Here is a 14629-nt window from a genome sequence, read left to right on the forward strand (position 1 = left end):
ACTTGACCGCATGGCTTATGACGATCTTCGTTCCCTGCTCAGGGCCCTGGAGCGCGAGGGCGACCTCAAGCGCGTCAAGGCCGAGGTGGACCCGTATCTGGAGGTCGGGGAGATCGTCGACCGGGTCCAGAAGTCCGGCGGTCCGGCACTGCTCTTCGAGAACGTGAAGGGCTCCGCCATGCCCCTCGCGATGAACGTCTTCGGGACCGACCGGCGGCTGCTGAAGGCGCTGGGCCTGAAGTCGTACGCCGAGATCTCCGAGAAGATCGGCGGGCTGCTGCGTCCCGAGCTGCCGCAGGGGTTCATCGGCGTGCGCGAGGCCTTCGGGAAGCTCGGCGCGATGACGCACGTACCGCCGAAGAAGGTGAAGCCGGGCGACGCGCCCGTGCAGGAGGTCGTGCTGCACGGCGACGACGTCGACCTCGACCGGCTGCCCGCCCTGTTCACCTGGCCGAAGGACGGCGGCTCCTTCTTCAACCTGGGGCTCACCCACACCAAGGACCCGGAGAGCGGGATCCGCAACCTCGGGCTCTACCGCCTCCAGCGGCACGACAAGCGCACGATCGGCATGCACTGGCAGATCCACAAGGACAGCCGCAACCACTACCAGGTCGCGGCGCGGCGGGGCGAGCGGCTCCCGGTCGCCATCGCCTTCGGCTGTCCGCCCGCCGTCACCTACGCCTCCACGGCTCCGCTGCCCGGTGACATCGACGAGTACCTCTTCGCCGGGTTCATCGCCGGCAAGCGGATCGAGATGGTGGACTGCAAGACCGTGCCGCTCCAGGTCCCGGCGCAGGCGGAGGTGGTGATCGAGGGCTGGCTGGAGCCGGGCGAGATGCTGCCCGAGGGGCCCTTCGGCGACCACACCGGCTTCTACACCCCGCAGGAGCCCTTCCCCGCGCTGAAGATCGACTGCGTGACGATGCGGAAGCGGCCGCTGCTCCAGTCGATCGTCGTGGGCCGCCCCCCGACGGAGGACGGACCGCTGGGCCGGGCGACCGAGCGTTTCTTCCTGCCGCTTCTGAAGATCATCATTCCGGACATCGTGGACTACCACCTGCCCGAGGCCGGCGGCTTCCACAACTGCGCGATCATCTCGATCGACAAGAAGTACCCCAAGCACGCCCAGAAGGTGATGCACGCGGTGTGGGGGGCCCACATGATGTCCCTCACCAAACTGATCGTGGTCGTCGACGCGGACTGCGACGTGCACGATCTGCACGAGGTGGCGTGGCGGGCGCTCGGCAACACGGACTACGCCCGGGACCTGTCCCTCGTCGAGGGCCCCGTCGACCATCTCGACCACGCCTCCTACCAGCAGTTCTGGGGCGGCAAGGCCGGCATCGACGCGACCAGGAAGTGGCCCGAGGAGGGCTACACCCGCGACGGCGGCTGGCCCGACATGGTGGAGTCCGATCCGCAGACGGCGGCGAAGGTCGACCGCCGCTGGAAGGAGTACGGACTGTGAGCAGCGCGTCGGCCGCCCTTCCGCAACCGGGGCGCACCAAGGCGTTCCTGCGCCTGGTGATGATCGAGCACTCGGTCTTCGCCCTGCCCTTCGCCTACATCGCCGCGCTCACCGCGATGTTCCAGTGGGACCGGAACATCCACTGGGGCAGGCTGCTGCTGGTCACCGTCTGCATGGTGGGCCTGCGCACCTTCGCGATGGCGGTCAACCGGATCATCGACCGCGAGATCGACGCCCGGAACCCGCGCACCGCGCACCGCGAGCTGGTGACGGGCGCGATGTCGGTGAAGCACGCCTGGACGGGCGCGCTGATCGCGCTGGTGGTCTTCCTCGGCTCGGCGGCCCTGCTGAACCCGCTGTGCCTGGCGCTGGCGCCCATCGCCGTGATCCCGATGGTGGTCTACCCGTACGGCAAGCGGTTCACGAACTTCCCGCAGGCCATACTCGGCGTCGCCCAGGCCATGGGCCCCATCGGCGGCTGGCTGGCGATCACCGGCGAGTGGTCCTGGGACGCGGTGATCCTGGGCCTCGCGGTCGGCGTCTGGATCGGCGGCTTCGACCTGATCTACGCCTGCCAGGACGTGGAGACCGACCGGGAGATCGGCGTCATGTCGGTGCCGGCCCGCTTCGGCATCCCGGCGGCGGTCCGGGGGGCGCGGGTCTGTCACGCGGTGACGACGGGACTGTTCGTCTGGTACGCGGTCCAGACGGGGGCGGGCGTCTTCTTCTGGCTGGGCCTGGTGATCGTGGCGGGCGCCTTCGTCTACGAGCACTCGATCGTCCGTCCGCACGACCTGTCCCGCCTCGACCGCGCGTTCTTCAGCGTCAACGGCTTCATCGGGATCGCCCTGTTCGGGTGCGCGCTGCTGGATCTGCTGGTGCGGGGACTGACCGTCTGAGGGGCCGGTGCCTGCCGGGTGCGGGACGCGACGGTCGCGACAGCGCGTGGCCGCCGGGCCTGTCCGGGTGCGGCGGCCCGGCCGTTGAAGTCGACCCGTCCGTCGCTTGTCGTCACCGGTCGCGAGAGGGATTCCGATGCCGCGCCGCCGCCGAGAGCCTCCAGGTCGCCGCGGCGGCCTTCCGCGAACTGAACGCCGAGCTGCGGGCCATCGACCCGGCCGCGTTCGAGGAGCGCGAGAGCTGGTGGCCGCGGGTCCTGGACGACGTGCGCCACACCCTCAACTTCCCCTTCTCCGCCGCCTTCGAGTACCTGGACGACGACGGGCGCAAGCAGATCGTCACCGAGGTGACCGGGCCGGGCCGTCCGCACCCGGAGGAACTGATCTGGGACCGGCTCGCCGGGCAGGGCGTCGAACCCGAGCGGGTGCGGCGCGTGTACTGCGAGCTGGAACCGTGCATGATGCCCGGCCACTACTGCGCCGTCTGGCTCCAGCGCCTCTTCCCGCACGCCGCGTTCAGCCACAGCTTCGACTACGGGCACACCGCCGACTCCCGCGAGGAGGGCCTCAAGGAGCTGATCGTGCACGCCGCGCAGCAGGGGCCGCGGTGACCGCGCCCGCACCCCACGAACAGCGCTGGGCGCGTCCCGGCGCGGGCCGGGAACCCGCCGCCGCGGCCCTGCTCGGCTGGCAGGCCGGGCACGGCACCCGCCCGGGCACGGTCCCGGAGCGCAGGGTGCACGCCTTCGCGCCGCTGACCGGGCTCGGGGTACGGCCCGGTCCGGGGACGACCTTCTCCCCGTCCGCCGGTAGGCTCGGGGTGTGAACGCAGGAGAAACGCGGCGGACGCCTTGGATCGTGGGGGTGTCAGGAGCGTCCGGTACGCCGTACGCGGCTGCTGTGCTGCGTGCGTTGCTGGACGCGGGGGAGAGTGTCGACCTGGTCGTCAGCAGGGCCTCGCGGCTCACCCTGCTCGACGAGACCGGGATCTCCTTCCGGGACGCGCACTGGCGGGACGACCTGCGGGAATGGTTGTCCAGAGGGGCCGACGGCAAGCCCGGAAGCTTCTCCGTGGAGCTCGACCGCGTACGGCACTGGAGCGCCGGGGACCTGGCGGCCGGGCCGTCCTCGGGGTCGTACCCCGCCAAGGGCATGCTCGTCGTGCCCGCGTCCACCGCGTGTGTCGCCGGTGTCGCGCTCGGGCTGTCGAAGGACCTGCTCCAGCGGGCCGCGAGCGTGACCCTCAAGGAACGGCGCCCGCTGGTCGTGGCCGTGCGGGAGGCCCCGCTGGGCGGACAGACGCTGCGGCACCTGGTCGCCCTGGACGACGCGGGCGCGAGCGTGGTGCCGGCCTCGCCCGGGTTCTACGCGGGGGCCACGCACATCCAGGACCTCGTCGACTTCGTCGCGGGACGGGTCCTCGACGCGGCGGGCGTCGAACACCGGCTGTACCGCCGCTGGAAGGGCGATCTCGGCGGCGGCTCGCGTACCACCTGAACGGGTTGCGGACGTCAGACCTCGGAACCAATGAGACCTTCAGACCCTTCAGACCCTTCGGACAGTTCAGAACCTCGGACTCATCAGTGGAAGGCTTCGATCGCATGGACGCGGTGGACAGGCAGCTCATCCAGGCCCTGAGGGAGAACGGCCGGGCCTCCTACGCGGAGCTGGGACGCCTCGTCGGACTGTCGGGACCCAGCGTCACCGACCGCATCAACCGGCTGGAGGCGGCCGGTGTCATCACCGGCTACCGCGCCACCGTGGACGCCGCCTCCCTCGGCCTCGGCGTCATCGCCCTGATCGGCATCTCGCTCTCCGACGCCGCCGACCACGAGGACGTGGCCGCCCGGCTGAAGGACCTCAGCGAGATCGAGGACTGCTGGTTCATCGCGGGCGACGACTCGTTCATGCTCAAGGTGCGGGCGACCAACGTCGACGGACTGGAGAAGATCATCCGACGGCTGTCCGGGACGAAGGGCGTCTCCCGCACCCGTACCACCATCGTGTTGTCCACCAAGTGGGAGAACCGGGTGGGTGAGCTGCCGGAAGAGGTCTAGGCGTACGGTTTACGGAGTCTGTCCCAGGACGAGCAGGAAGAGGTAACGCATGGACGCCGGGCTCAAGCGCGAGCTGGAGGACAAGGTCCGGGCCGGTGAGCGGCTGACCCGCGAGGACGGCATCGCGCTGTACGCGTCGGACGACCTGGCCTGGCTCGGCGGCCTCGCGCACGAGGTGCGCACCCGCAAGAACGGTGACGTGGTCCACTTCAACGTCAACCGTCACCTCAACATGACGAACGTGTGCACCGCGTCCTGCGCGTACTGCTCCTTCCAGCGCAAGCCGGGAGAGAAGGACGCGTACACGATGCGGATCGAGGAGGCGGTCAAGCTCGCCAAGGCGATGGAGGGCGAGAACCTCACCGAGCTGCACATCGTCAACGGGCTGCACCCGAACCTGCCGTGGCGCTACTACCCGCGGTCGCTGAGCGAGCTGAAGAAGGCCCTGCCGGACGTCTCCCTGAAGGCGTTCACGGCGACGGAGATCCACCACTTCGAGACCATCTCGGGCCTGTCGGCGTCGGAGATCCTCGACGAGCTGATCGACGCGGGCCTGGAGTCCTTGACCGGCGGCGGGGCGGAGATCTTCGACTGGGAGGTCCGGCAGCACATCGTCGACCACCGCACCCACTGGGAGGACTGGTCGCGCATCCACCGGCTGGCGCACGAGAAGGGTCTGAAGACCCCGTGCACCATGCTGTACGGCCACATCGAGGAGCCCCGCCACCGTGTGGACCACGTGCTGCGGCTGCGTGAGCTCCAGGACGAGACCGGCGGCTTCCAGGTCTTCATCCCGCTGCGCTACCAGCACGACTTCGTCGACGTGAAGGACGGCAAGGTCCGCAACCGGCTCCAGGCGCGCACCCAGATGGCGACCGGCGCGGAGGCACTGAAGACCTTCGCGGTGTCGCGGCTGCTGTTCGACAACGTGCCGCACGTCAAGGTGTTCTGGGTGATGCACGGCGTGCAGACCGCGCAGCTCGCGCTCCAGCACGGCGCGGACGACATGGACGGGTCGGTCGTCGAGTACAAGATCACGCACGACGCCGACAACTACGGCACGCCGAACAAGCTGACCCGCGAGGACCTGCTCGACCTCATCCGCGACGCCGGCTTCCGGCCGGTGGAGCGGAACACGCGTTACGAGATCATCCGCGAGTACGACGGGCCCGACCCGGCGCGCCGGGAGTCGCCGCAGCCGATGCGGGTGTGAGGGGCGGTCCGGGGTTCGCCGCCGCGGGGCGGGGTGGCGTGGGGTGGGCCTGGGCCGGTTCGCCGCCGCGGGGCTGTGAGGGGCCCCCTCGGGCGGGGCGGCTGCTGTCTGTGGGGGATCCGCGGGCCGATGGGGGCTGGTCGCGCAGTTCCCCGCGCCTCTCGGGGTGGGGTGCCTGGGCGCGTGGTTCCCCGGGTTCCTCGGGTGGGACGCCTCTGTGGTCGTGGGTACTCGGCTCGTATGGTGGTCACGACGTCGTCCGAGGACGCCTATGACGCCGGGCCGTTCGTACCCGGCCGTGGTGGTCTGGCCGCTCTGCGGCGCGCCGCCGACGGCTGCCGGGGCTGTCCGTTGCACCGGGACGCCACGCGGACGGTGTTCGGGGCGGGCGCGGCGGACGCCCGGGTGATGCTCGTGGGGGAGCAGCCCGGCGATCAGGAGGACCGGCAGGGCAGGCCGTTCGTCGGGCCGGCCGGCAAGCTGCTGGACCGGGCGCTGGCGGAGGCCGGCATCGATCCCGGCGAGGCGTATGTCACCAACGCCGTCAAGCACTTCAAGTTCACCCGGGCGGAGCCGCGCAAGCGCCGGATCCACAAGGCGCCGACCCTGCGCGAGATGACCGCGTGCGGGCCGTGGCTGGCCGCCGAGCTGGCCGTCGTGGAGCCCGAGCTGATCGTGGTGCTGGGCGCCACCGCCGGGAAGGCGCTGCTCGGGTCGTCGTTCCGGGTCACCCAGGTGCGCGGGACGGTGCTGGAGGAGCAGATCCACGGGCGCCCGGAGCGGCTGGTGCCGACCGTGCACCCGTCCGCGGTACTGCGCTCGGACGACCGCGAGGCCGCCTACCAGGGGCTGGTGGGGGACCTGAAGGTGGCGGCGCGGGCGCTCGGGTGACGTACGCGACGCCGGAGCGGACTTGAGGCGAGGCCGCCGTAATAACTAATCTCACCGCATGCCCCTTACTTTCACTCTCGATCCGGCCGTGAACCCCACCCTCAGGGACGGCCTCCTCGATCTGTGGACGGACGTCTCCAACGCGGGCGGCGCCGTCGGCTTCGTGGCGCCGGTGACCCGGGACGCGATCCGGCCGGAGCTGGTGAAGCACTTCGCGGCGATGGCCGAGGGGCGCACCCGGCTGCTCGTCGGGCACGACGCGTCGGGCCGGGTCGCCGCGGCGGCCTTCCTCACCCACAACACGCACCGGCTGATGACGCACTGGGTGTGGCTGTACACGGTGATGGTCCACCCGCGGCACCAGGGCAAGGGGTACGGCCGCGACCTGCTGGCCGCCGCCGCGGACGCGGCCCGCACCCTCGGCGGCGTCGAGGCGATCCGGCTCACCTGCCGGGGCGGCCTCGGCCTGGAGCGGTTCTACGGCTCCTGCGGCTACAAGGAGGTCGGCCGGATACCCGGCGCGATCCGGGTCGCGCCGGGCGACGACCGGGACGACATCGTCATGCTGCTGCCGCTGGCCTAGAAGTCACTGGCGTGGGGCCTAGGCCCGCGACCCCCGTGCGCGACCGGGGGGCGGTCGTGCTTCACTGGACGGTGGCCCTTTGGGAACGTTCGGGCCGGAAACGGTAGAACCGGAACAGGACGAACCGGAAACGAAAGAGTGGATTGAGATGCTCCGCTACACACTGATGCGCCTCGGTATCTTCGTGGGCTGCCTCGTGGTCGTCTGGGGTCTCGTCTACTCCGGTGTCGCCCCCCGTGGCGTCGGCGGCTCCAACGGCATGTGGATCGTCCTGCTGGCCCTGGTGATCTCCGCGCCGATCAGCTTCGTGGCCCTGCGCAAGGAGCGCGACCGCGCCTCGATGCAGGTCGTGCAGAAGGTGGAGCGCGTCAAGGCCAACCTGGAGGCGAACCGCAGCCAGGAGGACGGGGTCGACGACACGGCGCGGGCCCAGGGCCAGACGTCGTAGGACCCGGTCCCGGGGCTCCGGGACCCCTGGCTTGATCCGCCGGGCCCGCCCGGCGGGCCGGCCCCTGGCCCGCCGCGCCCAACTACGCTGTGCCGTATGGGTGCCGTGAAGAACAAGCGGATGCCGCGGGCGGTTCGTGAACAGCAGATGCTGGACGCCGCCGTACGGACCTTCGGACAGCGGGGGTACATGGCCGCGTCGATGGACGAGATCGCCGAACTCGCGGGCGTCTCCAAGCCGTTGGTGTACCTGTACCTGAACTCGAAGGAAGACCTCTTCACCGCGTGCATCCGCCGCGAGGCGAAGGCGCTCACCGAGGCGGTACGGGCCGGGGTACGTCCCGACCTGCCCGCCGACCGGCGGCTGTGGGAAGGTCTGGGCGCGTTCTTCACGCACACCGCGCAGAACCCGGACGGCTGGTCCGTCCTGCACCTCCAGGCCCGCACCCACGGCGAGCCCTTCGCCGCCGAGGTCACCGCGATGCGCGAGGAACTCGTCGCGTTCGTGACCCAGTTGATCGTCGTCGCCGCCCGGGAGGCGCACCGGGACCCCGACCTGCCCGAGCGGGAGGTCGCCGGCCTCGCCGAGGCCCTGGTCGGCGCCGCCGAGTCCCTGGCCGCCTGGGCCAACGCCACCCCCGGCATCACCGCCCGGCAGGCGGCCGCCACCCTCATGAACTTCGCCTGGGCAGGCCTGGACAGCCTGATGAAGGGCCACCCCTGGCCCCCACCGACCCCGACGCCCGGAACACCCGCGTGACACACCCCGGCCCCGTCCTCCCCGTCCTCCCGAGCCGACTCCGCGACGCGGCTCCCGCCTTGCGGCCCGCGTCGTGAGGCTCCGGCCTCACGGCTCCGGCATCCCGGCCCGGCTGCGGGACGCGGTCGTGCGGCTTCCGGTCCGGTCTTCCAGCCGGGCCTCCCACTAACGTGCGGCCCGCCGGCCCCGCTTCCGGGCTTTCCCCCGGATTCTCCCGGCCCCGAACCGGGACGCGGTCGTGCGGCTTCCCAGGCGGCCAGCGGGCCAGCGGGCCAGCGGGCCAGCGGGCCAGTCGGCCAGTTCGCCTCCGGCTCGGTTCGCGGACTGCTTCCGGCCGTGCGGACCCGACTTCCCGGCCCCGGCGGCTCCCGTCCCGGCCAGGTGGTCTCCCGGTCCTCGGCCTCCCGCCCCCTCGCCCCGCCCCCGCCTCACGAACTCAGCGGATACACGCTCCCCGTCACGTGCACGCGGGCTTCGTCGCGCAGTTCGAAGAGGCCGCCTGTCGCGGCGTAGGTGACGGTGGCGGGGAGGAGTACCGGGGCGCGGAAGTCGGCGCGTACCAGGACGGCCTCGGGGGTGCCGTGGGCGGCGAGGCAGCGGGCGACCGTCCACATGCCGTGGGCGATGGCCCGGCGGAAGCCGAACAGGCGGGCGGTGAGCGGGTGCAGGTGGACCGGGTTGCGGTCGCCGGAGGCCGCGCCGTACCGCCGTCCGATGTCCCCGGCCAGCCGCCACTCGGCGACGGAGGGCAGGGGCTCACGGTCCTCCACGGGCGCGCCGCCCGTGCGGGCGCCGGTGCGGTGCCGGGCCAGGTACGTGCTCCTCGACTCCCACACCACCTCGCCCCGCGCCCGCACCTCGGTCACCACCGCGGCCTCGGTGCCCCGCCGGTGCGGCACCAACCCGTCGACGTACACCGTGAGTTCGTACTCCCCGGTGGCCGGGAGGGGCCGCAGCCGGGTGATCTCGATGGACGTGTGGACGAGTCCGAGCAGCGGCAGCGGGAAGTCCCGGCCGCTCATCAGCCGCATGGCCAGCGGGAAGCCGAGGACGTGCGGATACGTCGGCGGCAGCGCGTCCTCCCCGGTCGCGAACCCGCACACCCGCTCGTAGGTGGCCAGCCCCGCCAGGTCGACGCGCAGGCCGGGCAGGACCAGCCGGGCGCGCGGGAAGTCCGCGTCCGGGCGGGGCCGTTTGAAGGGGGAGAGCAGGGCGCCGCGGGCGAACAGGGGGACGAGGGCGGGGGAGCCGGACAGGGTCGTGGGGGTCGGTGTGGTCGTCACTACGCCCCCAGCAGGCTCTGGCCGCACACCCGTACGACCTGGCCGTTGACCGCTCCGGAGGCCGGATGGGCGAACCAGGCGACGGTCTCGGCGACGTCGACGGGCAGCCCGCCCTGCGCGAGGGAGTTCATCCGGCGGCCCGCCTCACGGATGAGCAGCGGGACGGCCGCGGTCATCCTGGTCTCGATGAACCCGGGCGCGACCGCGTTGACCGTCACCCCGTGCCCGGCGAGGGCCCGCGGCGCGAGGGCGCGGACCAGCCCGGCCACGCCCGCCTTGCTCGCCCCGTAGTTCGTCTGGCCCGCGTTGCCGGCGAGCCCGGCGATGGAGGCGGTGGCCACGATCCGCCCGCCCCGCCGAAGGGTCCCCGCCGCGAGCAGCGCGTCCGTGGTGCGCAGCACACTCGCCAGGTTCACCTCCAGCACCGAACTCCAACGCTCGGCGGGCATGTTGGCCAGCCGCCGGTCACGGGTGACGCCCGCGTTGTGGACCAGGACGTCCAGACCGTCGGGCAGCGCGGCGGCGATCCGCTCGCCCGCGTCCGCCGCCGTGATGTCGAGGGCGAGCGCGCTGCCGCCGATCTCTTCGGCGACCTGCCGGGCCGCCGCCTCGGCCCGCGGTACGTCCAGGACGACGACCCGCGCCCCGTCCCTGGCCAGCGTCCGGGCCACCGCCGCGCCGATCCCGCGCGCCCCGCCGGTGACCAGCGCGGTACGGCCGGCCGGCGGATGGTCCCGGTCGGCGGGGGCGACGACCCGCTCCGCGCCCACCTCGATCACCTGGCCACTGACGTACGCGGACTTGGGCGAGAGCAGGAAGCGCAGGGTCGACTCGGCGGCGAGCGCGTCGGTCAGCCGTACCAGGTTCACGGTCCTGCCCCGGCCGATCTCCTTGCCGAGCGAGCGCGTGAAGCCCTCCAGGGCCTGCTGGGCGGCGGCCTGGTGATGGTCGGCGGGATCGAGCGGGGCGCCCAGCACCAGCACCCGGCCGCTCGCGGCGACCGACCGTACGACGGGGTGCAGGGCCGCGTGGACGCCGGCGAGGTCGTCGACGTCGCGTACGCCGGTGGCGTCGAGGAGGACGGCGGCGGGGTGCGCGGCGGAGCGGGCCGGGGCGAGGCCGGTGGCGGCCAGGTCCAGCTCCGAGCGGCCCGCCGTGAGGAGGATCAGGTCGCCGCCGAGGGTGGGGTGCTCGGGTGACCAGCGCTTCAGCGGGGCCGGCTGGGGCAGGCCGAGACGCCGGGTCAGGAAACGGCCGGGCGCGGTGCCCGCGAAGCTCAGATAGCGGTCGGCCATGTCATCTCCCGGCAACGGTGCCTGTTCCGTGTTCCGTGTTCCACGCATTCCTTACTCGGGAGTAAGGTTACCGCAGGTAATCCTATGTCACAGGTGAGGAGCAGGTCGACATGAACCCCTCGAAGCCGCCGGTGGCCCGGCGTGTGGCGGTCGTCGCCGGCGCCCGTGTCCCCTTCGCCCGCTCCGACGGCCCGTACGCCACCGCCTCGAACCAGCAGCTGCTGACCGCCGCGCTGGACAGTCTGGTCGGGCGGTGCGGCCTCGAAGAGCCGGGCGCGGTGGGCGAGTTCGTCGCCGGGGCCGTCCTCAAGCACGCCCGCGACTTCAACCTCGCCCGCGAGACGGTCCTCGGCTCACGGCTGGACGCGCGCACCCCCGCGTACGACATCCAGCAGGCCTGCGGGACCGGCCTCCAGACCGTGATCGCCGCCGCCAACAAGATCGCCCTCGGGCAGACCGAGTCGGCGGTCGCGGGCGGCGCGGACACCGCGAGCGACGCGCCGCTGGGCGTCAACGACGAGCTGCGCCGCATCCTGCTGGCGGCACGGCGGGCGAAGTCGCTGAGCGGCCGCGCGAAGGCCCTGGCCCGGATCCGCCCCGCGCATCTGGTCCCCGACATCCCGCGCAACGCCGAGCCGCGCACCGGGCTGTCCATGGGCGAGCACGCGGCGGTGACCGCCCGGGCCTGGGGCATCACCCGGCAGGCCCAGGACGAGCTGGCCGCGCTCAGCCACCGGCGGCTGGCGGCGGCGTACGAACGCGGCTTCTTCCAGGACCTCGTGGTGCCCTTCCGGGGGCTGGCCCGCGACCAGAACCTGCGCCCCGGCTCGACGGCGGAGAAACTGGCCGTCCTGAAGCCGGTGTTCGGACTCGACGGCCCGGATCCGACGATGACGGCGGGCAATTCGACGCCGCTGACCGACGGTGCCGCGCTCGTGCTGCTGGCGTCGGAGGAGTGGGCCGAGGCGCGCGGGCTGGAGCCGCTGGCCTACCTCACCGCCCACGAGACGGCGGCCGTCGACTTCGTGGCGGGCGATGTCACCGACGGCGAGGACGGGCTCCTGATGGCACCCGCGTACGCCGTCCCGCGCATGCTGGAGCGGGCCGGCCTCGGGCTGGCTGACTTCGACCTCCTGGAGATCCACGAGGCGTTCGCGTCCCAGGTGCTGGCGACCCTCGCCGCCTGGGAGAAGCGGGGCCTGCCCCCGGTGGACCGCGCCCGCCTGAACGTCGCCGGCTCCTCCCTGGCGACCGGACACCCCTTCGCGGCGACCGGCGCGCGGATCGTGGCGACGCTGGCCGGGCTGCTCGCCGAACGAGGCGTCCCCGGGCGGGGGTTGATCTCCGTGTGCGCGGCGGGCGGGCAGGGGGTGACGGCGATCCTGGAGCGGACGTGAACGCCCCTCACGTAACCTCCGAGGTTGCACACGCCCGACGCGGGACCGCCTCCGAACCCGCACGAAGCTTCCACGCGGGCACCGTACGATCACGGTCCTAACCTGCGGTAACCCCGGAACGTGTCCGACAGCTTCCGGTCAGCCGCAACCGCCGGTGAACGTCCCGGTACGTCCCGCACGTACCACATGCAGCAGAGCGGAACCGAGCTGCACGCCTCAGGAGCTGCCCATGTCCTCCCCCACCTACGCGTCCGGCCACGACTACGACGGCGCGCCCGTCCTGGTGGAACCGGAGATCCGGCGGCTGGACGGAGAGGTGCGGGAGGTGTCCGTGCCGCCGATCGCCCCGCTGGTGACCCACGGCTCACTGGCGGACCTGCCCTTCGACAACGCGGAGGCGGCCCCCGATGACCGCGTGCTCAGCCGCCGTTCGTCGGACGGGACCTGGACGCACGTGACGGCCGCCGAGTTCGCGGACCAGGTCCTGGCGCTGGCGAAGGGCATGATCGCCGAAGGGCTCATGCCCGGCGACCGGATCGCCGTCATGGCCCGGACGATCTACGAGTGGACGCTCCTCGACTTCGCCGCGTGGGCCGCCGGCCTGGTCACCGTGCCGGTCTACCCCACCTCCTCCGTCTTCCAGACCCGGTGGATCCTCCAGGACTCCGGCGCGGTGGCCCTGGTGACGGAGCACGTGGGGCAGGCCTCCGCCCTCGGCCCGGAACTCAACCGGCTGCCCGACCTGCGCCACATGTGGATCATCGAGAAGGGCCATCTGGAGCGCCTGACGGAACTCGGCGATCCGGTCCCGGACCAGGAAGTCGCCGTACGGCGGGGGATGCTGGTCCCGGACACGCTCGCCACCGTCGTCTACACCTCGGGCACCACCGGCCGCCCCAAGGGCTGCGTCCTGACGCACGGCAACTTCCTCGCCGAGGTGGACAACGCGATCGAACTCCTCCACCCCGTCTTCAAGTCGAAGTCGTCCGAGGAACTCGCCACGCTTCTCTTCCTGCCCATGTCCCACGTCTTCGGCCGCATGGTGGCCATCGCCTGTGTCCGCGCGCGGGTCCGGCTGGGCCACGCGCCGAGCCTGAAGGCGGAGGACCTGGTGGCGGAACTCGGCGAGTTCAAGCCGACGTTCCTGCTGGCCATCCCGTACATGCTGGAGAAGGTCTTCAACAGCGCCCGTGCCAAGGCGGAGAGCGGCGGCCGGGCGAGCGCCTTCGACCGCGCGACGAACGTGGCCATCCGCTACGGCGAGGCGATGGAGGCCCGCCAGTCCGGCACCGGCTCCGGCCCCAGCGCCGCCCTGAAGACGGCCCGCACCTTCTACGACTCCCTCGTCTACCGCCGTATCCGCAACGCCATGGGCGGCAGGGTCCGCCACATCATCTGCGGCGGCTCCCCCCTCGGCCGCCGGCTCGCCGCGTTCTACGCGGGTGCGGGCATGGAGATCTACGAGGGCTACGGCCTGACCGAGTCGACCGGCGCGGCCACCTGCACGCCCCCGCTCAAGCCCCGCCTCGGCACCGTCGGCTGGCCCCTGCCGGGGACGAGGATCCGTATCGCCTCGGACGGCGAGATCCTGCTCAGCGGCGACCAGGTGTTCCGCGGCTACTGGGACCCGTACGGCGGCGGAGTGATCCCCGCGTCGGCCGACGACTGGTTCCCCACGGGGGACATCGGCCGCCTCGACGACGACGGCTATCTGACGATCACCGGCCGCAAGAAGGAGATCCTGATCACCGCGGGCGGCAAGAACGTGGCCCCCGCCCCGCTGGAGAACTACCTGCGCTCCCACCCCCTGATCTCCCAGTGCATGGTCCTCGGCGACCGCCGCCCCTACATCTCCGCCCTGATCACCCTGGACATGGCGGGCGTCTCGCACTGGCGCCGGATGAACGGCAAGCACCCGGTTCCCGCCGAACTCCTGGTCGACGACGAGGAGTTGCGCGACGTCCTGCAACGCGCCGTCGACGAGGCCAACAAGCTCGTCTCCCGCCCCGAGTCCATCCGCCGCTTCACCGTCCTGCCCACCGACTTCACGGAGGAGGCCGGCCATCTCACCCCGTCGATGAAGCTGCGCCGGGAGACGGTGCTGCGGGACTTCACCGACGTGGTCGAGGGGCTGTACGAGAAGTAGCGGGACGCACGCGAGGGCGGCAGGGGCTGCGCGCGAGGGCGGCAGGACGCTGCACGCGAGGGCGGCAGAAGGCTGCACGCGAGGGCGGCAGGGGGCTCCACGAGAGGCAAGGGGCCTTCCTGGCCCTTGACTTCCCAAGGTCATCGCGCGACATTCCGGCTCCCTCATTCGTTCCCGGTGGGTTTTGGAG

Annotated in this window: 15 protein-coding genes and 1 pseudogene; 14 read left to right on the forward strand and 2 right to left on the reverse strand. The window is 72.1% G+C overall.

All coding sequences use genetic code 11. From position 1 onward, the window contains the following. The first annotated feature begins 10 nt into the window (after positions 1 to 10). The 12 genes and pseudogenes from QQS16_RS24045 (at position 11) to QQS16_RS24100 (ending at position 8318) form a co-directional block, all read left to right on the forward strand. Positions 11 to 1468 carry a menaquinone biosynthesis decarboxylase gene (locus QQS16_RS24045; protein WP_286063931.1) on the forward strand — a complete coding sequence of 486 codons (1458 nt, stop codon included), beginning with the start codon at positions 11 to 13 and terminating at the stop codon, positions 1466 to 1468. Next, a complete protein-coding gene (mqnP, locus tag QQS16_RS24050) occupies positions 1465 to 2367 on the forward strand; it encodes a menaquinone biosynthesis prenyltransferase MqnP (RefSeq protein WP_286063932.1) in 903 nt (300 codons plus the stop codon). The genes QQS16_RS24045 and mqnP overlap by 4 nt, the downstream gene beginning before the upstream one ends. Then, positions 2325 to 2621, forward strand: a pseudogene (locus QQS16_RS24055) (SUKH-4 family immunity protein); the annotation flags it as partial. The gene mqnP and the pseudogene QQS16_RS24055, both read left to right, overlap by 43 nt. Positions 2622 to 2633: 12 nt before the next feature. Continuing rightward, positions 2634 to 2978 (forward strand): nucleic acid/nucleotide deaminase domain-containing protein, encoded by a 345-nt coding sequence (locus QQS16_RS24060; RefSeq protein WP_286066437.1) that lies wholly within the window; start codon positions 2634 to 2636, stop codon positions 2976 to 2978. After that, positions 2975 to 3193: a hypothetical protein gene (locus tag QQS16_RS24065; protein ID WP_286063933.1), complete on the forward strand. Its 219-nt coding sequence runs from the start codon at positions 2975 to 2977 to the stop codon at positions 3191 to 3193. Before QQS16_RS24060 ends, QQS16_RS24065 begins: the two co-directional genes overlap by 4 nt. Beyond that, a complete protein-coding gene (locus QQS16_RS24070; RefSeq protein WP_286063934.1) occupies positions 3190 to 3864 on the forward strand; it encodes a UbiX family flavin prenyltransferase in 675 nt (224 codons plus the stop codon). Before QQS16_RS24065 ends, QQS16_RS24070 begins: the two co-directional genes overlap by 4 nt. A 104-nt stretch (positions 3865 to 3968) precedes the next feature. Next, entirely contained in the window at positions 3969 to 4424 is a 456-nt protein-coding gene (locus QQS16_RS24075; RefSeq protein WP_286063935.1) for an Lrp/AsnC family transcriptional regulator, read from the forward strand. 49 nt (positions 4425 to 4473) lie between these two features. Continuing rightward, a complete protein-coding gene (gene mqnE / locus QQS16_RS24080) occupies positions 4474 to 5637 on the forward strand; it encodes an aminofutalosine synthase MqnE (protein ID WP_286063936.1) in 1164 nt (387 codons plus the stop codon). A 240-nt stretch (positions 5638 to 5877) separates the two neighbouring features. Further along, the gene (locus QQS16_RS24085) at positions 5878 to 6528 is read left to right on the forward strand and encodes a UdgX family uracil-DNA binding protein (protein ID WP_286063937.1); all 651 of its coding nucleotides are present in this window, start codon (positions 5878 to 5880) and stop codon (positions 6526 to 6528) included. Between the two features lie 58 nt (positions 6529 to 6586). Then, positions 6587 to 7111, forward strand: coding sequence for a GNAT family N-acetyltransferase (locus tag QQS16_RS24090; protein WP_286063938.1), 525 nt, complete (start codon positions 6587 to 6589; stop codon positions 7109 to 7111). 148 nt (positions 7112 to 7259) lie between these two features. Continuing rightward, positions 7260 to 7559, forward strand: coding sequence for a DUF4229 domain-containing protein (locus QQS16_RS24095; protein WP_286063939.1), 300 nt, complete (start codon positions 7260 to 7262; stop codon positions 7557 to 7559). A 96-nt stretch (positions 7560 to 7655) separates the two neighbouring features. Continuing rightward, positions 7656 to 8318, forward strand: a complete 663-nt coding sequence (locus tag QQS16_RS24100; RefSeq protein ID WP_286063940.1) for a TetR/AcrR family transcriptional regulator — start codon at positions 7656 to 7658, stop codon at positions 8316 to 8318. A 428-nt stretch (positions 8319 to 8746) separates the two neighbouring features. On the opposite strand, the gene QQS16_RS24105 is transcribed toward QQS16_RS24100, so the two are convergent. Continuing rightward, entirely contained in the window at positions 8747 to 9601 is an 855-nt protein-coding gene (locus tag QQS16_RS24105; protein WP_286063941.1) for a MaoC family dehydratase, read from the reverse strand. Beyond that, entirely contained in the window at positions 9601 to 10896 is a 1296-nt protein-coding gene (locus tag QQS16_RS24110; RefSeq protein ID WP_286063942.1) for a 3-oxoacyl-ACP reductase, read from the reverse strand. Before QQS16_RS24110 ends, QQS16_RS24105 begins: the two co-directional genes overlap by 1 nt. A 110-nt stretch (positions 10897 to 11006) precedes the next feature. Here QQS16_RS24110 and QQS16_RS24115 point away from each other — a divergent pair, with 110 nt between their 5' ends. Together QQS16_RS24115 and QQS16_RS24120 are read left to right on the forward strand one after the other, a co-directional pair. Continuing rightward, a complete protein-coding gene (locus QQS16_RS24115; RefSeq protein WP_286063943.1) occupies positions 11007 to 12293 on the forward strand; it encodes an acetyl-CoA C-acetyltransferase in 1287 nt (428 codons plus the stop codon). 229 nt (positions 12294 to 12522) lie between these two features. Further along, positions 12523 to 14439 (forward strand): AMP-dependent synthetase/ligase, encoded by a 1917-nt coding sequence (locus QQS16_RS24120; protein ID WP_286063944.1) that lies wholly within the window; start codon positions 12523 to 12525, stop codon positions 14437 to 14439. The last annotated feature ends 190 nt before the right edge of the window (positions 14440 to 14629 follow it).

This window comes from Streptomyces sp. ALI-76-A (assembly GCF_030287445.1).
Lineage (GTDB): Bacteria > Actinomycetota > Actinomycetes > Streptomycetales > Streptomycetaceae > Streptomyces.